The sequence below is a fragment of the Nonomuraea solani genome (assembly GCF_900108335.1).
Classification (GTDB): Bacteria; Actinomycetota; Actinomycetes; order Streptosporangiales; family Streptosporangiaceae; genus Nonomuraea; species Nonomuraea solani.
In genome coordinates this window covers 1-20,395 of sequence record NZ_FNVT01000052.1, presented here as the reverse complement: position 1 = coordinate 20,395, position 20,395 = coordinate 1, and the positions used below count along the sequence as shown (strand labels likewise).

19 protein-coding genes are annotated in these 20,395 nt (G+C 69.1%); 13 read left to right on the top strand and 6 right to left on the bottom strand.

Annotated elements, in window-relative coordinates:
• The first annotated feature begins 30 nt into the window (after nucleotides 1–30).
• From C4V41_RS59880 to C4V41_RS59855, 6 genes are all read left to right on the top strand, one after another.
• The gene (locus C4V41_RS59880; RefSeq protein ID WP_103964924.1) at nucleotides 31–555 is read left to right on the top strand and encodes a hypothetical protein; all 525 of its coding nucleotides are present in this window, start codon (nucleotides 31–33) and stop codon (nucleotides 553–555) included.
• Nucleotides 556–736: 181 nt separating this feature from the next.
• Nucleotides 737–1,702, top strand: a complete 966-nt coding sequence (locus C4V41_RS59875) for a sigma-70 family RNA polymerase sigma factor (protein ID WP_103964923.1) — start codon at nucleotides 737–739, stop codon at nucleotides 1,700–1,702.
• A 25-nt stretch (nucleotides 1,703–1,727) separates the two neighbouring features.
• Nucleotides 1,728–2,219 carry a nitroreductase/quinone reductase family protein gene (locus C4V41_RS59870; RefSeq protein WP_103964922.1) on the top strand — a complete coding sequence of 164 codons (492 nt, stop codon included), beginning with the start codon at nucleotides 1,728–1,730 and terminating at the stop codon, nucleotides 2,217–2,219.
• Nucleotides 2,220–2,373: 154 nt separating this feature from the next.
• Nucleotides 2,374–3,276 (top strand): ABC transporter ATP-binding protein, encoded by a 903-nt coding sequence (locus C4V41_RS59865; protein ID WP_103964921.1) that lies wholly within the window; start codon nucleotides 2,374–2,376, stop codon nucleotides 3,274–3,276.
• The gene (locus tag C4V41_RS59860) at nucleotides 3,273–4,850 is read left to right on the top strand and encodes an ABC transporter permease (protein ID WP_103964920.1); all 1,578 of its coding nucleotides are present in this window, start codon (nucleotides 3,273–3,275) and stop codon (nucleotides 4,848–4,850) included. Before C4V41_RS59865 ends, C4V41_RS59860 begins: the two co-directional genes overlap by 4 nt.
• 62 nt (nucleotides 4,851–4,912) lie before the next feature.
• Nucleotides 4,913–7,210: a phosphoketolase family protein gene (locus C4V41_RS59855; protein WP_103964919.1), complete on the top strand. Its 2,298-nt coding sequence runs from the start codon at nucleotides 4,913–4,915 to the stop codon at nucleotides 7,208–7,210.
• A 175-nt stretch (nucleotides 7,211–7,385) separates the two neighbouring features.
• On the opposite strand, the gene C4V41_RS59850 is transcribed toward C4V41_RS59855, so the two are convergent.
• From C4V41_RS59850 to C4V41_RS59825, 6 genes are all read right to left on the bottom strand, one after another.
• Nucleotides 7,386–8,441 carry an alpha/beta fold hydrolase gene (locus C4V41_RS59850; RefSeq protein WP_103964918.1) on the bottom strand — a complete coding sequence of 352 codons (1,056 nt, stop codon included), beginning with the start codon at nucleotides 8,439–8,441 and terminating at the stop codon, nucleotides 7,386–7,388.
• Complete coding sequence (locus tag C4V41_RS59845; protein ID WP_160150804.1) at nucleotides 8,438–8,872, bottom strand: MarR family winged helix-turn-helix transcriptional regulator; 435 nt, start codon at nucleotides 8,870–8,872, stop codon at nucleotides 8,438–8,440. The genes C4V41_RS59850 and C4V41_RS59845 overlap by 4 nt, the downstream gene beginning before the upstream one ends.
• 462 nt (nucleotides 8,873–9,334) lie before the next feature.
• Complete coding sequence (locus C4V41_RS59840) at nucleotides 9,335–10,018, bottom strand: CBS domain-containing protein (protein ID WP_103964916.1); 684 nt, start codon at nucleotides 10,016–10,018, stop codon at nucleotides 9,335–9,337.
• Nucleotides 10,015–10,620, bottom strand: a complete 606-nt coding sequence (locus C4V41_RS59835) for a CBS domain-containing protein (RefSeq protein ID WP_160150803.1) — start codon at nucleotides 10,618–10,620, stop codon at nucleotides 10,015–10,017. The genes C4V41_RS59840 and C4V41_RS59835 overlap by 4 nt, the downstream gene beginning before the upstream one ends.
• Nucleotides 10,621–10,622: 2 nt before the next feature.
• Complete coding sequence (locus C4V41_RS59830) at nucleotides 10,623–11,297, bottom strand: CBS domain-containing protein (protein ID WP_103964926.1); 675 nt, start codon at nucleotides 11,295–11,297, stop codon at nucleotides 10,623–10,625.
• 118 nt (nucleotides 11,298–11,415) lie between these two features.
• A complete protein-coding gene (locus C4V41_RS59825) occupies nucleotides 11,416–14,007 on the bottom strand; it encodes a bifunctional acetate--CoA ligase family protein/GNAT family N-acetyltransferase (RefSeq protein WP_103964914.1) in 2,592 nt (863 codons plus the stop codon).
• A gap of 245 nt (nucleotides 14,008–14,252) precedes the next feature.
• On the opposite strand from C4V41_RS59825, the gene C4V41_RS59820 reads away from it, so the two are divergent.
• The 7 genes from C4V41_RS59820 (at nucleotide 14,253) to C4V41_RS59795 (ending at nucleotide 20,304) form a co-directional block, all read left to right on the top strand.
• Complete coding sequence (locus C4V41_RS59820; RefSeq protein WP_235031098.1) at nucleotides 14,253–14,954, top strand: universal stress protein; 702 nt, start codon at nucleotides 14,253–14,255, stop codon at nucleotides 14,952–14,954.
• A gap of 343 nt (nucleotides 14,955–15,297) precedes the next feature.
• Entirely contained in the window at nucleotides 15,298–16,767 is a 1,470-nt protein-coding gene (locus tag C4V41_RS59815) for a WS/DGAT/MGAT family O-acyltransferase (protein ID WP_103964912.1), read from the top strand.
• Between the two features lie 15 nt (nucleotides 16,768–16,782).
• Nucleotides 16,783–17,097, top strand: coding sequence for an AMP-binding protein (locus C4V41_RS59810; protein ID WP_103964911.1), 315 nt, complete (start codon nucleotides 16,783–16,785; stop codon nucleotides 17,095–17,097).
• A 188-nt stretch (nucleotides 17,098–17,285) separates the two neighbouring features.
• Nucleotides 17,286–17,477, top strand: coding sequence for a DUF1918 domain-containing protein (locus C4V41_RS59805; RefSeq protein WP_103964925.1), 192 nt, complete (start codon nucleotides 17,286–17,288; stop codon nucleotides 17,475–17,477).
• A complete protein-coding gene (locus C4V41_RS59800; protein WP_103964910.1) occupies nucleotides 17,474–18,838 on the top strand; it encodes a wax ester/triacylglycerol synthase domain-containing protein in 1,365 nt (454 codons plus the stop codon). Before C4V41_RS59805 ends, C4V41_RS59800 begins: the two co-directional genes overlap by 4 nt.
• An 88-nt stretch (nucleotides 18,839–18,926) precedes the next feature.
• On the top strand, nucleotides 18,927–19,073 hold the full coding sequence (locus C4V41_RS62655; RefSeq protein ID WP_160150802.1) for a hypothetical protein: 147 nt from the start codon (nucleotides 18,927–18,929) through the stop codon (nucleotides 19,071–19,073).
• 256 nt (nucleotides 19,074–19,329) lie between these two features.
• Nucleotides 19,330–20,304 (top strand): Acg family FMN-binding oxidoreductase, encoded by a 975-nt coding sequence (locus C4V41_RS59795; RefSeq protein ID WP_103964909.1) that lies wholly within the window; start codon nucleotides 19,330–19,332, stop codon nucleotides 20,302–20,304.
• Nucleotides 20,305–20,395: the final 91 nt, after the last annotated feature.

The following is a 20,395-nucleotide window of genomic DNA, read 5'->3' as shown; positions in this document are numbered from 1 at the left end:
TGTCACGAAGAGCTGAAAGGGAGGCTCGCCATGGCCACCACCATCCACAAGCCGACGGCGGCAGGTACGATCGCCGCTGCTCACCGTCCTGTCGATTATGTCTGGGCGGTCGCCCGGGTCTCGATCGGCTGGGTGTTTCTGTGGGCGTTTCTGGACAAGACGTTCGGCTGGGGTTTCGCCACTCCGGCCAATCGGGCCTGGATCGAGGGCGGTAGCCCGACGACCGGGTTCCTGAAGGGGAGCGGCGAGAACGCGCTGGGCGGCTTCTTCTCGGGCCTGGCCGGGCATGCGTGGGTGGACTGGTTGTTCATGGCCGGTCTGCTGGGCATCGGCCTGGCGCTGACCCTGGGGGTCGGCCTGCGGATCGCCGCGTTCGCGGGCGGCCTGTTGCTGGTCCTGATGTGGGCGGCCGAGCTGCCCCTGGCCAACAACCCGTTCATGGACGACCACATCATCTACGCCATCGTCCTGGCCGGCCTGGCCCTCGCCGGAGCGGGGACCACGCTCGGACTCGGCAACCTGCCGATCATCCAGCGCACCCCCTGGCTGAAGTAGCGCGAACGACCAGACGCCCACCCCCGCCCACCGGGGTGGGCGTCTGGTCATTCGGGATGACCCGTTCCGAAGGCGCGTGGTGCGAGCGGCGTTGTGGCGAAGGTCCCCACGCATGGGGCCCTTCGGCGCTTGGCGGTAAGCGATCTTCAGAGTGTCCTGTGAAGGGAACTGAGGAGGAAGCATGATCGTCGTCGGAGCGGACGGCTCGCGGCCCGCAGGCCGGGAGCAGGACAGCGCGATGAACATCCAGGTGATTTCGCGGGACCAGGTGAGCGACTACCTGGCCCGGATCGGTGCGACCCCGCTGTTGACCACAGACGAGGAGACGGCGCTCGCCAAGCGGATGGAGGCGGGCGCCTACGCCGCTCACCTGATCGAGCAAGGAGCCGCAGACCCCGAGCTGGCGGCCGTGGCCGCCGATGGACGGGCCGCCAGGAAGCACATGATCGAGGCGAACCTGCGGCTCGTCGTGTCGATCGCCAAACGGTACGCCAGCCGCGGCATGTCGCTGGCGGACGTGATCCAGGACGGGAATCTCGGGCTGATCGAGGCCGTCGACCGTTTCGATCACGCCCGAGGCAACCGGTTCTCCACGGTCGCCACCTGGTGGATCCGTAAGGCCATCCAGCATGGGCTGGAACACGCGCACGCGGTGCGGCTGCCAATCGGTGTGCAGGACCAGCTCATCAAGATCGCGCGGGTGGAGTCGGAGGCCACCCATCGGCTCGGGCGCACTCCGACCGAGCGGGAACTGGCCGAGAAAACACAACAGAAGCCGGCAAAACTCGCCGTGCTACGGCGGCTGCCGTGGAACTGCCTCAGCCTCGACCTGCCTGCGGGAGAAGGGCCGCAGCGACACACCATCGGGGACCTGGTGGAGGACGATCAGTGTCGTGCCACGGATCGGCTCGTTGAACAGAAGATGCTCAAGCAGGCGATCGACTCCCTCGTGGCGGGGCTGGCGCCGCGGCAGGCGCTCATCCTGCGGTTGCGCTTCGGGCTGGACGGGCACGACCGGCACACACCACGGCAGATCGCTACGAAGCTGGGACTGACCCCGCAATGGGTCCGTTGCCTCGAAAAGGAATCGCTGGCCCGAATGCGAGGCTCAGGAAGCCCACAAAGGTTGCGCGCATGGGCGAGCTGACCGGAAGCCCGAGGCAGGAGGAATCATGCGAAGCGCCACGAATTGCTCAAAGCCCTGGCAGCGTTGGCACCACTGGCTCTATCCGGGCGGGCGGCCGAACCGTGTGGCCCGTGCCATGAACCGGACCTGGAGAGTGCTGCACTCCACCGGATGGGTTGGACGCGCGGTGACCCTGGGGGTCCGCGGCAGGCGCACCGGCCGCGTCATCGCCTTCCCGCTCGTGGTCGCCGACCATGAGGGCGAGAGGTACCTGGTGTCGATGCTCGGCCAGAAGGCGAACTGGGTGCTCAACATGCGCGCGGCCGGAGGACGGGTGGTGTTGCGGCACGGTCGGCCCGTGCAGGTTCGGCTGGAAGAGATCGAGCCCGCGGCGGCATGGGCGCCCGTTCTGCGCCGTTATCTCGAGCTCGGGCCGGGAGCGCGGCCCCACGTGCCCGTGGACCGGCGTGCGCCGTTGGCGGAGTTCGAACGGATAGCGGGGCAAGTCCCGGTCTTCCGCGTCACGGATTCCCGCTGAAAGGTCCAACGGTGTGCCTTTCGGCCCTGTCCGGGCCAAGTCCCGGTCTTCCGCGTCACGGATTCCCGCTGAAAGGTCCAACGGTGTGCCTTTCGGCCCTGTCCGGGCCAAGTCGCCTCCGCAGATATTGAAAGTACTCGCGGAAGGAGCTGACATGTCGGCGGTGATCGTACGAGGACTGAGCAAGACTTACGGAGCGGTGAAAGCCGTCGATGACGTGAGCTTTACCGTCGCGCGAGGAGAGGTGTTCGCGCTGCTCGGGCCGAACGGCGCAGGCAAGACCACGACGGTGGAGATCCTGGAAGGGCACCGTGATCGGGACGCCGGGGAGGTGTCGGTTCTCGGATTCGACCCGGTCACCGGCGGTCGCGGCTACCGGGAGCGCATCGGGATCGTGCTGCAGGAGGCCGGGTTCGAGGAGGAGTTCTCCGTATTCGAACTGCTGCGGTTGTACGCCGGCTTCTACCCCCGTCCCCGGGACCCGGACGAGGTCATCGAGCAGGTCGGACTCAAGGACAAGCGCGACGCCCGCGTTCGTACGCTGTCCGGCGGGCAGCGGCGCCGCCTGGACCTGGCGCTCGGCCTGGCCGGCCGGCCTGAGGTGTTATTCCTGGACGAGCCGACCACCGGCTTCGACCCCTCGGCCAGGCATCACGCCTGGGAGCTGATCGAGGGGCTGCGCTCCTCCGGCACGACGATCCTGCTCACCACCCATTATCTGGACGAGGCGCAGCATCTGGCCGACCGAGTCGCGATCTTGAGAGAGGGACGGCTGGTCGCCGTCGGCACGCCGGAAGCACTGATCGGCGCCGGGCACACGAGTGTGCTGTCCTTCCGGCTGCCCAAGGGAACGATGCCGGCTGACCTGCCGGTCCTCACCGGCAGCGTCGAAACGCGCGGTCCCGTCGTGTCCATCGAAACGGCCCAGCCGGCCCGCGACATGCACACGCTGACCGGCTGGGCGCTGGACCGCGGCACCGAGCTGACCTCGCTGACGCTGGCCCAGCCATCGCTCGAGGACGTCTATCTCGACCTGGTCAGCGAGGCGACATCATGATCGCCCGGTTGGTCCGGCACGAGCTCACCTCCTTCTTCCGCACCCCGATGGCGGCCGTCTTCACCATCGCGATGCCCCTGCTGATGACGGTGATCGTCGGTGCCGCGGTCGGCAACGAGGTCGTCGCGGCCGGCACGGGCGTCAAGGTCATGCAGTTCGTCATCCCGGTCATGATGGTGTTCGGCGTCGCTCAGGGCTGTTTCGGCATGCTGGCCATCCACCTGGCCGACCTGCGCGACCGCGAGTGGCTCAAGCGGCTGCGCGGCACGCCGGCGCCCGCCTCGGCGGTGCTGGCCGGGCTGATCGGCGCATCGCTGGTGATCGCTCTGCTGACGGCCGCCCTGCTGCTGGCGGCGGGTCTGATCTTCTACGACGTGCAGATCGTCTGGCGCACCCTGCCCGCGTTGCTCCTCACCCTCCTGGCCGGGGCGGCCTGCTTCTCCGCCCTCGGCTTCGCGGTGGTCGGGCTGGTGCGCAGCGCGGCGGCCGTGCAACTGGCCGGTACCGGGCTGCTGTTGGCGCTGGCGTTCATCTCCGACATCATCCTCGTCGGCGCCCGGCTGCCCGCCTGGCTGGACGTTCTGGGCTGGATCTTCCCGCTGCGGCACCTGGCCAATGCCGTCCGCGACGCCATGAACCCGTTCCTGACCGGCTCCGGTTTCCAGGCCGGCCACCTGGCGGTGCTGGCGGCCTGGGGGATCGGCGGCGCGGCCGTCGCTGTATGGCGCTTCCGCTGGTATCGCCCGCCGGGCCGGGCCGCGACGGCTCATGCGGCTCTTCGCCGGTCGCCGGGGCGGGAAGGCCGCCCTACGCCGTGGCGCCTGCTGGCCGGGCAGGTGGGACACGCGGTGACCAGGCTGCGCCGTGACCCGTCCACGGCGTTCTTCACCCTGGTCCTGCCGGTGCTGCTCCTCGCGCTGATCTCGCTGATCTTCGCCGGGGCGCGGTCCGCGGGTGTGCCGTTGCCGGTGTTCATGCTCGCCGCTATGACCACGTACACGGTGGGAGTGGCCTCCTTCGTCAACATCGCCGAGACGATCGCGGGCGACCGCGAGCGCGGGGTGCTCAAACGGCTCGCGGGCGCCCCGCTTCCACGCTGGGCCTACCACGCGGGCAACCTCTCCACCGCGCTCCTGGTGACGCTGTCCACCGTCGTCGTGCTGACGGTGGTGGCCGCGCTCGGATTCGGCGTAGAAGTCGTGCCAGCCATGATCCCCGGGGCCCTCGCCGCGATCCTTCTCGGCGGGGCCTGCTTCGCTCTCCTCGCCGCCGTCGTGGTGGCGTTCGTGAGCAGGCAGCAGACTGTGAACGCGATCACCCTCGGCCTCTTTCTCCCGCTTGCCTTCGTCTCGGACGTGTTCGTCATCGGTGGCGAACTGCCCGGCGTGCTGCGCATGATCGGCGATGTCTTCCCGTTGAAGCACATCTCCCACGCGTTACTCGCCGTACTCGATCCGGCGGGTCGGTCGTTCCCGTGGGCCGACCTGGCTGTGGTGACCGCCTGGACGCTGGCCGGCGCGGCAGTCCTCGCCGTCAAGGAAGGCATAGGGCATCCGATAGCCCGGACCGTGTGACCCATGAGATCAGGGACCAAGGGCCCTAGGCCGCGAGGCCCCCCTTCGACAGCATCGAAGACATGACGACGATGCAGCGAATCGACGCTTACTGGCGTGCCGCGAACTACCTGTCCGTGGGGCAGATCTACCTGCGGGACAACCCCCTGCTGGCCGAGCCGCTGAAGCCGGAGCACGTCAAGCCGCGCCTGCTGGGCCACTGGGGCACCACGCCTGGCCTGAACTTCACCTTCGCCCACCTCAACCGGATCATCGCCGAGCGCCAGCAAGAGATGATGTACGTCGTCGGCCCCGGGCACGGCGGCCCCGCGGCGGTCGCGCACGCGTGGCTGGAAGGCTCCTACTCGAAGAAGTACCCCGAGATCTCCCAGGACGCCGCCGGCATGCGCCGGCTGTTCCGGCAGTTCTCCTTCCCCGGCGGAATCCCCAGCCACGTCGCACCGGAGACCCCGGGATCCATCCACGAGGGCGGCGAGCTCGGCTACTCGCTCGCACACGCCTACGGCGCGGCATTCGACAATCCCCGGCTGGTCGTGGCCTGCGTGGTCGGCGACGGTGAGGCGGAGACCGGCCCGCTCGCGGCGAGCTGGCACTCCAACAAGTTCCTCGATCCCTACCGCGACGGCGTCGTCCTGCCCATCCTGCATCTCAACGGCTACAAGATCGCCAACCCGGCCGTACTGGCCAGGATCCCCGAGGACGAGCTGGTCAAGCTCATGGAGGGGTACGGCTACCACCCTCAAATCGTCGGCCCCTCGCACGAGGAGATGGCCGGCACCCTGGACACCGTGTTCGACCAGATCGCCTCCTACAAGGACGGCCGGTCCGCCAGACTCCCCATGATCATTTTGCGTACGCCGAAGGGCTGGACCGGCCCGCGCGAAGTCGACGGGCTGCCCGTCGAAGGGACGTGGCGAGCCCACCAGGTGCCGTTGTCCGGGATCCAGGACAACCCCGAGCACCTGGCGATGCTGGAGGAGTGGCTGCGCTCCTACCGCCCGGAAGAACTGTTCGACGCGGAGGGCCGCCCGGTGCCCGCCCTGCTGCAGACGGTGCCGGAGGGGCCGCTGCGGATGAGCGCCAGCCCGCACGCCAATGGCGGTGAGCTGCTGGCCCCGCTCACGTTGCCGGACTTCCGCGACTACTCGGTAGAGGTCAAGTCTCCGGCGGCGCAGTCCACCGAGCCGACTCGCGTGCTGGGCGTTTTCCTGCGCGACGTGATCGCCGCCAACCCGCGCACCTTCCGGCTGATGGGCCCCGACGAGACCGCCTCCAACCGGCCCCAAGCGGTCTTCGACACCACCGACCGGGCCTGGAACGCCGAGATCAAGCCGACCGACGAGCATCTGGCCGCCGGCGGCCGGGTGATGGAGGTGCTGAGCGAGCACCTGTGCCAGGGCTGGCTGGAGGGCTATCTGCTGACTGGCCGCCATGGGCTGTTCAACTGCTACGAGGCGTTCATCCACATCATCGACGCCATGTTCAACCAGCACGCCAAGTGGCTGGAGACGGCGAAGAAGATCGCCTGGCGGCGGCCGGTGGCCTCACTCAACTACCTGCTGTCCTCCCACGTGTGGCGGCAGGACCACAACGGCTTCAGCCACCAGGATCCGGGATTCCTGGACGTAGTGGTAAACAAGAAGGCCGAGGTCGTGCGCGTCTACCTGCCGCCGGACGCCAACACCCTGCTCTCGGTCGGCGACCACTGCCTGCGCTCCCATGACTACGTCAACGTCATCGTGGCGGGCAAGCAACCCGTGCTCGACCTGTTCACCATGGAGGAGGCCATCGCCCACAACACGCGCGGGCTCGGCATCCTCCCGTGGGCCTCCACCGACCAGGGACTTGAGCCCGACGTCGTGCTGGCCTGCGCAGGCGACGTGCCGACCCTGGAGACGCTGGCCGCCGCCGCGTTGCTGCGCGAGCACCTGCCCGAGTTCAAGGTCCGGGTCGTCAACGTCGTGGACCTGATGCGTCTCCAGCCGCCCTCTGAGCACCCGCACGGCATGCCGGACGCCGAGTTCGACACGCTCTTCACCACGGACAAGCCGGTCATCTTCAACTTCCACGGCTACCCCTGGCTGATCCACCGCCTGACCTACCGGCGTCGCGGCCACGCGAACCTCCACGTGCGCGGTTACAAGGAGGAAGGCACCACCACCACACCGTTCGACATGGCCATGCTCAACGACATCGACCGCTACCACCTGGTCATGGACGTCATCGACCGCGTCCCCGGCCTACGTACCACGGCCGCGCACCTACGGCAGCAGATGTCGGATGCCAGGCTGCAGGCGCGCGCCTACACCCGCGAGCATGGCGAGGACCCCGCCGAGATCCGCAACTGGTCCTGGAGCTGATGAAATCCCCTCTACTCCCCGCGACGCCGCGCACCCTCCGCTTCGGCGCAGGTACTTCCGGGCGCTGACGAACATGGCTCACCGGCCGCCGTCAACGGCCTGATCAACGGCCCTTGCGCGAGGGAGCGGTCGTGTTCCCCACCTGCCGCCCGGCGCCAGGAGCCAATTGGTGACATCACGCCGGTCCCGCTGGTCTGGCGAACTCGCCCAGGACGTCTTGCTTGAGGAAGGTGTCAACCGCTTCCACATATTGGCGGGGTTCGAACATGTGGATCACGTGATTGGCATGGATCTTCCTATATCGGCTGTGCGGTACAAGCTCCCCGATCCGAGCCGCGTCCTCGTCATCCATCGCGCCGATCAGGCCGTGGCCCGGCACACGCCGCCAGTCGGCGTGCAGCACCAACAGCGGGCACGACACGTGAGCGAGCGCGTCAGCGTGGTCGAGCCCCTCGTAGAATCGGCCGTCGACGAAGGCCCGCGCGAAGTCGGGGTCGTACATGGACAGGCACTTGAGCAGCAGACGGAGCTTGAGAGGGAAGTAACGGATGTCCACGGGCTCGCTGGGATGGCGTGACTGGAACGCCTGGACGCGACGGGACAGAAAAGAGATGAACCAGTCCGGGACGCGCTTCTCCCGGGTTGCGGAGACCGGGAGCGTCAAGCCGCGGAAGTAGTCGGCCAGATCCCGGTGGTGAGGATCGCCGAGGGTTTCGGCGAGGTGCTTCAGCCCGCCGAACACAAAGCGGTCGCGGTCGCGGAAGCGGGGCATCTCCGCGGAGAACACCGGGGCGTCCTCCAGGATCGCCCCGGCGACCTGATCGGGGAGGTTGGCCGCACACCACAGGGCGAGGAGTCCGCCGGAGGAATTGCCGGAGATGACGGCAGGGGACCGTACGATCTCGGACAGGAAGGCCGTCATGTCCGCGCCGAGGTGTCGCCACGAGTATGCTCCCGGGGTCCAACTCGACTTGCCGTGCCCGCGCATGTCGACCGCGTAGACCCGCAACCGGCGCGACAGCGGCACCAGCACCCGCTGGTAGCTCTCCCAGATCCCCATCTGCGCCGGCAGCAAAACCAGCGGAGGTCCGTTGTCCGGGCCCACCACGTAGTTGATCCGCAGGGTCCCGGTATCGAGTTGGCGTTCCCGAAAACCGGCGGCTCGGACGGCCCTGATATTGATCGTTCCGGATAAGCCCTCGTACGGGTTGTCGTACGGATATGCGCTCACGGGAATCCCTTCTCCGTGCGGTTGGGATCGGCGCCCGGCGCCAGGTCTTCGAGCAGGTCGGACGACACGAGCTCGATGAGCTCGCTCAAGGCGTCGGCCAGCGCGGCACGGCCCTGCGTGCTCATGCGTCCCAAGATGGCTGCGAACCTGTCCGCCGACCGCTGGTCCACCATGGTCAGCATCTGTTCCGCCTTGTCGGAGAGCTCCAGTCGGATCCGCCGACGGTCGTCCTGATCGCTGACGCGGCGCAGCAGCCCGGCGCGGACCAGCCGATTGGCCAGAGCGGACGTTGCCGCAAGCCGTCGTCCGAGGGTCTGGGCCAGCTCTGACACCGTGCACCCGGTTCGTCGGCGAACGGCGAACAACACGCGCAACTGCGGCAGCGTGAGGTCGAGGTCCAGCCATGCGTCTGAACGCTGCAGGGCCAGCATCCGCAGCCGAGACGCGAGCCGCTCGACGTCGCGAGCTCCACCAGATGTATTTGCCATGATGTGAATAGTCTACATAATGTTGACTATCTCGCCGTTGCCTGATCCGCGGTTCGAAGCACTGCCTCCTTGATCAGAAGCGTGATCCACATTGCTGTCGCCTCCGACGTCGCTCAAGCGAGGCGATCGAGCGCCCCCACCGGATCTTGTCCGTTACCGAGGACTTCTGGACACAAAGATCACGACCATCGCGCATCACCCACCAGGCCCAGGCCATCCACTCCCGAACGCTGCCCCGAACTCAACGCCACCGCAGGTCACGTCCGCGCCTTCACCGAAATGCTCACACGTCTGACCGAACACAACCTGCCCGACTGGATCACCGCCGTCGGTAACGACGACTTGCCCGGCATCAGCTCCATCGCGGCCGAGGGCCCGGTGAGTCCGGGGACGGCGGGTTTCCTGTCATGCGCCGCCCCATATGGGCAGGTCGGCGATGTCGTCGTGTTTCCAGTCGAGGGTGTCGTGGACGGCGACGACGCCGTCGATGTTCTCGGCCAGGCGGATGGCGGTGACGGCCTGGCTGCGCTCGGCGTACGTGCCGGTCAGCGTGACGACGGCGTCGGTCACGGTGACTTCGGCCTTGCCGTGCAGGGCATCCCGCACCTGCTGCTCGATGTCCTTGTCGAGACGCAGGAAGACCTTGATCAGGTCGCGGCGGCTGACGATGCCGACCAGGCGACCATCGGCGTCGACGACGGGCAGGCGTTTGACGCCGTGGCGGTCCATCAGGCGGGCGGCCGTCACGATGGCGGCGTCGGGAGCGGTGGTGTGGGCGGGGCTGGTCATCAGCGCGCCGGCGGTCTCGCCGAGGGACTTGCGGTAGCCGCTGCCCTCGCTGCCGGCGGTGTGGCGGATGCGGGCGCGCAGCGGCGGCCGGTAGTCGTCGCCGTAGTAGCGCTCCTTGAACTCCTCCTTGGCCAGCAGGTCGGCCTCGGAGACGACGCCCAGCACATGGTTGTCGTCGTCGAGTACGGGCAAGCCGCTGACGCCTCGGCTGATGAGCAGTTCGGCGACGGTGTGGAAGGAGGCGTTCTGGTTGACGGCGGCCACGTCGGTGGTCATCACGTTCTCGACGAGGGTTCTCATGGCGATCTCCTGAAGTGTCTGACCCGGACGATGCCGGGTACGGTGCGGGCGAGCAGGTCGGCGATGTGGTCGGCGTGCTCGTGGGGCGGCCCGGACAACTCGGCGACGCCGTCGCGCACGGTGACGTCCCAGCTCGGGCCGAAGGGGTACTGCTCGTGCAGCGCGTCCACGACGGCCGCGCGGAGTTCGTCGTCGGGACGGGCGAGCATGGCCATCAGGTCGCGGCGGCTGAGCATGCCCACGATGGCGTCACTGCGCAGGACAGGCAGGCTCTTGATCCGCTTGCCCACCATGAGGTCGATGGCGGTGGTGACGTCGGTGGTCTCGTTGACGGTGACGACGTCGCCGGTCATCACCTCCATCACGCGGCGGGGCGGGGGGTCCTGGGTGGATCGGGCGGGCCGCACAGTGGCGCGCGGGTCGGGTTCGAACTCGCCGCGCAGCAGGTCCAGTTCGCTGACCACGCCGACGAGGCGGCCTGAGTCGTCGACGACGGGGGCGGCGGTGATGTCGTTGCCGTGCAGCGTTCGGATGGCCCGCCGCACCGGGTCGGTGCGGCGGACGGTAATGGCCGGGCTGCTCATGACCTCGCGCACGAGCATCGCTACTTGGCCTCCCATCTGGAGTCGTCGGTCTTCCAGGTGAGCTTGTCGACGACGTCGACCACGCCGTTGACGCGGCTGGTCATGCGGGCGGCGATGCCGGTCTCCGTGCGGCGCTCCATCCAGCCGGACAGAGTCACGACACCCTGGCGCACGTCCACCTGCACGCCGTCGGTGTCGACCCACAGACTGCGGTCGAGAACGTCGTCCCGTACCTCGGTGGCGATCTCCTCATCGCCGCGCAGGAACAGCTTGACCAGGTCGCGGCGGCTGACGATGCCCTGCAGACGGCCGCTGCGATCTACGACGGCGAGCCGTTTGACGTCGTGGGCGTCCATGAGACGGGCGGCCGAGACGGCGGAGGCTTCGGGGGAGATGGTGACGGCGGGGCTGGTCATCAGGCCTGCGGCGGTGTCGCCGGCGGCCTTCTTCCGGCCTTTGGGGTGGCGCAGCCGGGCGCGCAGCGGCGGCCGGTAGCCCTCCCGGTAGAACTCCTCCCGGAATTCCTCTTTGCGCAGCAGGTCGGCCTCGGACACCATGCCGAGCACGTGGTTGTCGTCGTCGAGCACCGGTACGGCGCTGATGCCGCCGGTGATGAGCGCCTCGGCGATGTCCTTGAACGGGGTGGCGGCGGTGACGGAGACGACCTTGGTCGTCATCACGTCCGCGACGGTCATGCGCATGACGGTTCAGCTCTTTTCTGTCTCCTGTGCGGCGAAGTCCGGTTACTTCCATCACACCTCCGGCCGGGAGCGGGGTGTAGGGCCGGAAGTCCCGAGCGGCCGTGGTCGTTGGTCAGCGCAGGCGGCGAAGTAGTTGGGAAGGCGGCGGCTCGCAGGGAGCGAGCCTGATCCGGGCGTCCACGGTGATCGCGCCGTCCGGTGTGACGATGACCGGGTTGAGATCGAGCTCTGCCACCTGCGGCAGGTCGTCGAGCAACCTGCCGATCCGTTCAAGCTGGCCGGCCAGAGCGCCGACGTCCACGGCCGACGAGCCCCGATAGCCGTGCAGTACTGGGGCGCAGCGCAGCTGGCCGATCATGTTCAGGGCGTCGGTGACGGGTGGCACCCGGAAGGCGCGGTCGGCCAGCAGATCGGCCAGCACCCCGCCCATGCCGACCATGACCAGCGGCCCGAACGCCGGGTAGTTGACGCCGCCGACGATGATCTCGACACCGCCCGGCAGCATGCGCTGGACGACCGCGCCGGTCATCTCCTCGCCAATGCGCGCCCGCATCTCCCGGTACGCCTCCCGCACCTCGTCCTGGGTCCGCAGGCCCAGCCGGACGCCGCCGACGTCGCTCTTGTGCACGGGACCGACGGCCTTGAGCACGGCCGGAAGGCCGACGCGTGCGGCCGCTTCAGCTGCCGCTTCGGGGCCGTCCGCTTCTATTGACTCCACCGGCGTCACCCCGTAGCAGCTCAGCAACCGGGCGGTGGCGTCGGGGGAGAGCCAGCCGCCGCCGGAGCACGCGGCCAGTTCCTCCTCAACGATCGTCCGTGCGCTCGCCTCGTCCGCCGGCACGGGCTTCGTGGCCGCCCCGGTGGGCCGCCGACGCCATTCGGCGTAGCGCACCGTATGCGCGAGGGCTGCGACGGCCTGCTCGGGGAAGGCGTAACTGGGCACCCGGCCGTCGATGAGGTCGTCGTGGCCGACGACGCAGGCCAGCACGGTCTTGTCCGCTCCCTTGGCCGCGTCGGCGATGGCCTGGCGGGTGGCGTCCAGCCCGGAGCCGAACGGCGGGGTGTACACGACGAGGACCACGTCCACGTCGGGGGTGGCGGCGAGTGCCGACACCGCAGTGCCGATCTCGGTGGCGCTCGCGTCCGCGGTCAGGTCGACGGGATTGCCGAGCGCGGCGGCGGCACGGGCGTTCAGCAGGCCGGGCGGCAGCTCGGGGACGGTCAGGCTGTGCCGCTCGCAGGCGTCGGCGGCCATGGCCTGTGGGCCCCCGGAGTTGCCGACGATGGCGACCCGGCGTCCCCGGGGGAGGGGCTGGGCCGCCAGGAGCTTGGCGGTATCGATCAGCTCGTTGACGCTGTCGAGGCGGATGACGCCGGCGGCCCTGGTGAGCGCGTCCACCGCGACGTCGGGCGTGGCCGCGGCGGCGGTGTGCGAGCGCACCGCGCGATCACCGGCGCTACTCCTGCCGCTCTTGACCAGCAGGATCGGCTTCTTGGCCGCAACGCGGGCGGCGATACGGGCGAACTTGCGGGGATTGCCGAACGACTCCAGATACAGCGCGATCACGTCCGTGCCGGGGTCGTCCTCCCAGTAGTCCAGCAGGTCATTGCCGCTGACGTCGGCCTTGTTGCCGACCGAGACGAACGAGGAGATGTCCAGCCGCTCCAGCAGCGCGGCGCCCACAGCCCCCGACTGCGACATCAACGCGATGCGGCCCTGAACGGGGTGGTGGGGCAGGAAGCTGGCGTTGAGTCGGACCGCGGTGTTGACCACACCCAGGCAGTTGGGTCCCACCAGGCGCATTCCGGCCGTGCGGCAGATCTTCAGCAACTCCGACTCCACGTCCCGCTGCCCGGCCTCGGCGAACCCCGACGTCAGCACGACCAGCCCGGCCACACCCGCTTGCGCGCAGTCACGAGCCACCTGCAACACATGCCGGGCGGGCACCGCCACGACCGCCAGATCCACGCCGTCAGGAACCCTGGCCTGGCAGGCCAGCCCGGCCACTTCCTCGGCGTTGGGGTTGACGGGGTGGATCGGCCCGGGGAAGCCGTCGTCGAGCAGGTTGCGCAGCACCTTGTGGCCGATCCCGCTCTCGTTCCGGCCGGCGCCGATCACCGCCACCGAGCGCGGCGCGAGCACCCGCGCCAGCGAGGCCCGTTCGGCTTGATGGTCGCGGGCCTCGATCACCGCCCGCAACCGGGGGGTGGGCTCGGCTGTGATGCTGACGTGCAGCGTGCCGCCCTCGAAACGCTGGGTCACCTCCAGGCCCAGGTCGTGCAGCACCCGGATCATCGGCCGGTTCTCGGCCAGCACGTCGGCCACCAGCTCGCGCACGCCGTGCTTGGCCGCGTCCAAGGCGACATGCTCCAGTAGCAGGGTGCCGAGTCCATGGCCGTGCACGGCATCGTCGAGGAGAATGGCCAGATCGGCGCTGCCGTCGTCGATGGGGATGTACTCGGCGACTGCGACGAGCCGGCCGTGCAGGCTCGCCACCAGCCCGTGGCCGCGGTATTTGTTACCGGTCACCCGGTCCATGTAGGCGTGCGCGGTGTTGCGGCCGCCGGTGAAGAAGCGCAGGTAGGCCGAGCGTTCCGACGAGCGCTCCACCAGCTCGTGCAGTGCCTGGCGGTCTTGCGGGCGCAGCGGGCGCACGTGGGCGATGCCACCGTCGCGCAACAGTACGTCATATCCGTCCGACATGCTGGATCTCCCGTTCCTGGCCCATCTCGCAGTTCCCGTGAGGCCGTCCACCTCCAAGACTGTCCGGCGGGCAGTACGGCAGGCAGAGCCGGACGGCCCACGCTCAGGTGCCGAAAGTCCCTGCCGGTCCGGTCGCGGTGGAGCGAAGCTGGATGGGCAGGACCACCGCGTCGCAGGCGAGGCGCTGAACGGCTGTGCCAGGGATCGCTCGCCAATGACTGGAGGCAACCGCCATGAACCACATCGTGCTCGGCTACGACGGATCGGACTTCTCGATGCAGGCCCTGGACTGGGCGCTCGACGAGGCCGAGCTGAGGAAGCTGCCCCTGACCCTCGCCCACGCCTGGCAGTGGCCGTATGGTCATGCGGGGGAGGAAGCCAAGGCACACCTGCGCAAAGCGGCCGAGCACGTGCTGTGGCACGGCGCCGAATGCGCCCGCGCCACGAGCTCGGGCGTGCTCGTCGAGACCGAACTTCACGAGGGGCCCGCCGCCCAGCGTTTGGTCGAGCTCTCCAGCGGTGCCGCGCTCGTCATCGTCGGCTCTCGCGGCCTGAGCGCGTTGCCGAGGGCGGTCGTCGGTTCGGTAGCCGGATACGTCGCCGCCCACGCCGAGTGCCCGGTGATCGTGGTACGCGGCCCTGGGCCGCTGCCCGTTTCGACCAATCCCGGCCTGATCGTCGTCGCGGACAAGGACCCGGACGCGTCCGTCATGCAGTTCGCCTTCGGTGAGGCGGCAATGCGCCAGGCCCCTCTCGCCACCACCGAGGACGTGTCCGCATGGGCGGCACGCCATCCAGACGTACGAATCCTGCCGGGCGACGACCACGATGCCGCGACTCTCGTGGTCGTCGGTCGCAGGCGTGCCGGACGTCCGGGAACGGTGAACTTCCTCCAGCACGCACCCTGTCCTGTCGCGGTGGTGGCAGAAGGCTGGCTGGACAGATGACCTATGGGACTATCGCGCCCGACACCTGAGGAATGGTAGCGAACCCGTCCTACGGGACCTCCTGGTGGGCCGAGCTCGGAGATCGCATCCACTACCTGGACTTCGGCGGCCCGTCCAGCGGACCTGTCGTGGTCGCGGTGCACGGGGCAGGAGGTGCCGCGCCAGATGGCTGCGGCGATCCTGCATTGGCTCGGCACCAAGAGGCCCGAGGTCGAGGCCGCCACGCATCCGAGCATGGGCGGGGTACAACGCCGCCCATGCTCGGGACTTTCTGCCCTGCCCGTCGCCCGGGCGCCAGACGATGCTGAGGGAGAACCGGCGTGTACAGAGGGTGGCGACAGACATGGCCGATCACATGAGCCCGCTCGACGCGGCATTCCTGAGCCTTGAAGATGAACAGCCCGAAGTGTCGATGGCGATCTCGTCGGTGGCCGTCCTGGAGGGACCGCCGCCCGGTTACGAGGAGTTCCTCGCGGCGATCCGCGCCCGGCTCCCGCTGGTGGCGCGCTATCGGCAGAAGGCACGGCAGGTGCCACTCGATCTCGGCCCGCCCGTCTGGGTCGACGACCCCGGATTCGAGCTGGGCTACCACGTCCGCCGTGTCGCGCTGGCGCCCCGGGGCGGCGACGCGGCGCTGTGCGACCTGATCGGCGACATCATGTCGCAGCGGCTCGACCGTACCCGCCCGCTCTGGGAGTACTGGGTGATCGAAGGGCTGGCCGAGGGCCGCTGGGCCCTGGTCTCCAAGGTGCACCACTGCATGGTCGACGGGGTGTCCGGCACCCAGCTCTACTACGCGATCTTCGACGAATCGCCGGAGGGAGCCGGGAATTCGCCTGACAACACGTGGGCCCCGGACAGCGAGCCGTCCACCCTGACACTCACCGCCGACGCGCTGCGCGACCTGCTCCGCAACCCCGTCGAGCAGGCGCGTGCGATTGGCCGGGCCCTGGCCACGCCGCGCGCTACCGCCCAGCGCGTCGCGGCCGCCGCGCGCGGATTTCTGGCCTTGACCGCCGCGCTGCGGCCGGCGACTTCCTCCACGCTGACGGGCCCGATCGGCGAGTACCGGCGATACGCCGTCGCCCGCGCGTCGTTGAGCGACGTCAAAGAGGTGGCGCACCGGGCGGGTGCGACGTTCAACGACGTGGTGCTGGCCGCGATCAGCGGAGCCTACCGGTCCCTGCTCCTCCAGCGCGGCGAGGAGGCGGGACCGCACACCGTCCGCTCGCTCGTCCCCGTCTCGGTCCGCGCCCAGGGCGAGGAAGACGTCCTTGAGAACCGTATCTCGTTGATGCTGGCCTTCCTGCCCGTCCACGTGGCCGACCCGGCCGAGCGGCTGCGCGCCGTGCACGAGCACCTGACCGAGCTAAAAGCGAGCGGGGAGGCGCAGGCCGGCGCGGCGATCACCACCCTGGCCGGGCACGAGCCATTCCCGCCCGTGTCCTGGGGCATGCGGCTGGCCGCGCACCTCCCGCAGCGGCAGATCGTCACCGTCACCACGAACGTCCCCGGCCCGACCAGACCGCTGTACCTGCTCGGCCGGCGGGCACTGGAGATCCTGCCCTACGTCCCCATCGCCAGCCGGCTGCGCACCGGCGTGTCCATCTTCAGCTACTGCGATCAGGTGACGTTCGGCGTCACAGGTGACCACGTCGGCGCGCCGGAGGTCGCGCAGCTCGCCCGCAGCATCGAGGGCGAACTCTGGGAGCTGCGCCGCGCCTACCGCCCCACGCGGGCTCAGCTACGAAAGACGGCAAAGCGTTCCCAAGCCAGGGCGAAGACGAAGAGGACGGAGCTGCACCCGGTCTGATCGAAGGCCAGGTCCATGTTCAGCCTCGCTGTCATCCTGCGCGAGTCGGAGAAGGCCGCGCCGGGCAAGCCCGCGATCCGCCACGACGCCGGAGCCATGAACTACGCCGAGTTGGACGGGCTGTCCGACTCGGTCGCCGATGGGCTGGTCGCTCGCGGCATCCGCCCCGGCGACGCCGTCGGGTTGCAACTGCCCAACATCCCCCTTCGGCATCCTCAAGGCACCCGGCCGTCGCTGGGGCCGTCGTCGGCATCTCCGAGGCGCGGCTCGGTGAGGTGGCGGCGTACGTGTCCCTCAGGCCGGACAGGACGGTCGCTGAGCCGGAGCTGATCGCCTACTGCATTCTCGGCGACGTCGGCGCTGGCCGCGGCGTTCATGCTCGAACGGCACACCACCTGAAGGACAAAGGTCCCTGCGCTTCGACGACCTACGGCACTGCCCCATGCGGGCCGCAAGCCGGATGGTGGAGGCGGGATGAGAGCCATCCCCTGCTCGCAGCGGAGATGAGGAGCCCCATCATGAAGGCGACCGTGGGTGATCGGCTGATCGTGGAGGGCACGTACGGCGGCAACCCTCGCAGGGAGTGTTTCATCGTGGGCGTGGAGCACGCCGATGGCTCACCCCCTTACCTCGTGCGATGGCTGGACACTGAGCGAGAGTCTCTCTTCTTTCCCGGGCCGGACACGCGCATCCTCGAGAGCACACGATGACCCGCTCGTTCGCCAGCGTAGCCGGGGCCGTGATCGACCGCGCCAGCCCGCCCGACGTGGCCATGCTCGCCATGGGGGCGGGCGCGTCGCTGTCCCAGAGGGCCGGCGCCGTCTTGCTGCTGGATTCGGGGCCGGAGTTCGATGTGACGGAGGCGACGGCGCTGCTCGCAGATCGGATCCGGTTGGTGCCACGCCTGAGACAGAGACTGGTGCCCGTGCCGTTCGGCTGCGGCCGCCCGGTATGGGTGGACGATCCCGGATTCGATCTCCGGCTGCACGTGCGGCAGCTCACTTGCGCCTCGCCGGGGGACGAGCGGGCGCTGCTGGAGGTGGCCGCCACCGTCCTGACCGGCCCAATGCCGCCTTCACGATGGACGGCTGTCTTCGTCACCGGGCTGAACGACGGCGGGACGGCGTTGATCGTTGTCCTCGACCACGTGCTGGCCGACGGAATCGGCGGGCTGGCGCTGCTTGCGGCCCTCGTCGATCAGCCACAACGTGACGCTCCCGTCGGCTTCCCCCGGCCGCGGCCGTCGCTGAGCAGCCTGGTCGCCGACGCCTTCGCCGAACGGTTACGAGCGCTCGGCCGAGCGCGGTCCTTCGGACGGGACGCGAAGAAGGCCCTTGCGGCGGCTGGAGGAATGCGTCCGGAGCCCGTCGCGCGCTGCTCCCTGCTGCGGCCGACCGGCCCGCGCCGCACGTTCGCCGTCGTGCGAGCGGACCTGGCGGCCGTGCGAGCCACGGCGCACCGCCACGGGAGCACCGTCAACGACGCTCTCCTGACGGCCGTCACCGGAGCGCTCCGCAGGCTGCTGGAACGGCGTGGCGAGCACCTGGAGGCCCTGTCGGTCTCGGTGCCGGTGTCGGCCCGGCGCACCGCCACCTCTGCCGAGCTCGGCAACCGGTTCGGCGTGCTGATCGCCAGCCTGCCCGTCACCGGCGCTTCCGAGCGGCGGATGGTGAAGATCGCTGGCCTGCTCGCCGCCCGCAAGAAGCCGGCCGCCGAGGCCTCAGCGGCCGGCCTGTTCGGGCCGCTGTTCCGTCTGCTGGCCGCCCTCGGGCTCTACCGCTGGTACCTGCGCCGCCAGCGCCGCATCCACACCCTGGTCAGCAACGTGCGCGGCCCGGACCTGCCACTGGCCTTCGCCGGCGCGACCATCCGGCAGGTGATCCCCGTGGCGGTCGCCGAGAGCGGGAACGTGACGGTGAGCTTCGAGATCCTGTCCTACGCCGGCACGGTGTTCATCACCATCATCGCCGACCCCGACGGGGTCCCCGACCTGGACGAACTCGCCGCCGATCTGCGCGATGAGCTCGCCGGTATCTTGGCGCCGGCTACCGCGTGCCGTGCAGCGCCGTAGGCGGGCGAAACGTCCCGCATCCACCGACCAATGGCACTGGCCACGACCGCCGCCCGAGCGGAGGCTCAAGGTGAAAGGAGGTGGCACGATGAGGCTGACCTGGAAGGACGCCCTAGCGACAGTGGCGGCGGGCGCGAACGTCGCCATCTACGTCGCCTTCACGCAGGGTGCGGACGTGCCGATCATCGACAGCGACAGAGGGCCTTCGACTCCCGTTTGCCGCCGCTGCGGATGATCGAGTGAAGAGCATGGACGCTACCACGCATGCCCTGGGCGGGTTCGCCGACGACGAGGCCACCGGTCGATGACGGTCGTCGCCGATGCGCCGCTGTGCGATCTGGCGAGGATCGGGCGTTGGTCCCGGCGTACCGAGGACCTATGACCCTACGCACACGCGACGCACATAACTGCTGACGGACACACCAGGATTGCGGCTTCACCAGACGGCTCCGACGTGATGCGCTGAGCTCATCGATTCCCGGAGGTGGACCATGAGCATCCGATCGCCGAAACAGGTGTTGGACGCGGTGGTGGAGGCAGGGCGCTGGGCGCCGTCCGTGCACAACACTCAGCCCTGGACTTTCGCCGTGGCCGGCGAGGAGATCAGCCTGCGGGCCGACGCCGACAGGAAGCTGTCCGTGGGTGATGCCGCTGGCAGGGCGTTGCTGATCAGCTGTGGGGCGGACCTGTTCACTATGCGGACAGTGATGCGTTGCGAGGGCTACGAACCCGTGGTGCGTATCCTGCCCGATCCCGACCGGCCAGGACTACTGGCAACGGTCGAGCCTGGCGAGCAGGTGAAGGCCGACGAGCCGACCTGGGTGCTCGGCGGCGAGATCGAGCGGCGCCGCACCCACCGGGCCGGCTTCGCCGACGTACCGGTGCCGGAGCAGCTCATCGAGTCGCTGGTCAAGGCGGCCATGAGCGAGGGCGCCAAGCTGACGCCCGTCCGCTCTCCTGACGCGGTGAGCGTGCTGGCCGCGCTCACCCAGGTCGCGCAGGGCGTGCAGGTACAGGACCAGCGGTTCAACCTGGAGGTCATCCGCTGGGCGAGGCCCCCTGGCAGTACCCGCACCGACGGGGTGCCCGCCGAAGGATACCCACGAGAGGCCGCGCTCACGGAGCCGCACTTCCCTCAGCGCCACTATTCCTGGCGGCATGGCTGGGGCCGTGCAGGCGATCAGAACGAGACGGTGACCGGTGTCGTAGCCGTGCTGACCACTCGGGGCGACAACCGCGAAGAGTGGATCGCCGCAGGTCAGGCGTTGCAGCACGCTCTGCTGTACGCATCCGCGCATGGCGTCAGCGCTGCCTTCCACACCCAGGCGCTGGAGATCGACTTGCTGCGCGAATTCGTGCGACTGGAACTCTGCGCGGGTGAGTATCCGCAGATGATCATGAGGCTGGGTGTCACCTTCGACGCCAAGGATGTGCCCCGACGTCCGGTGTCCGACGTCTTGGAGTGAGAGGACCAAGGTCCCTTCGCCATGGGCCGTACGGCACTGAGCGCGGGCCGTCCCAAGCGGTGTGATGGGGGTGCGACAAGGACTGTCACGA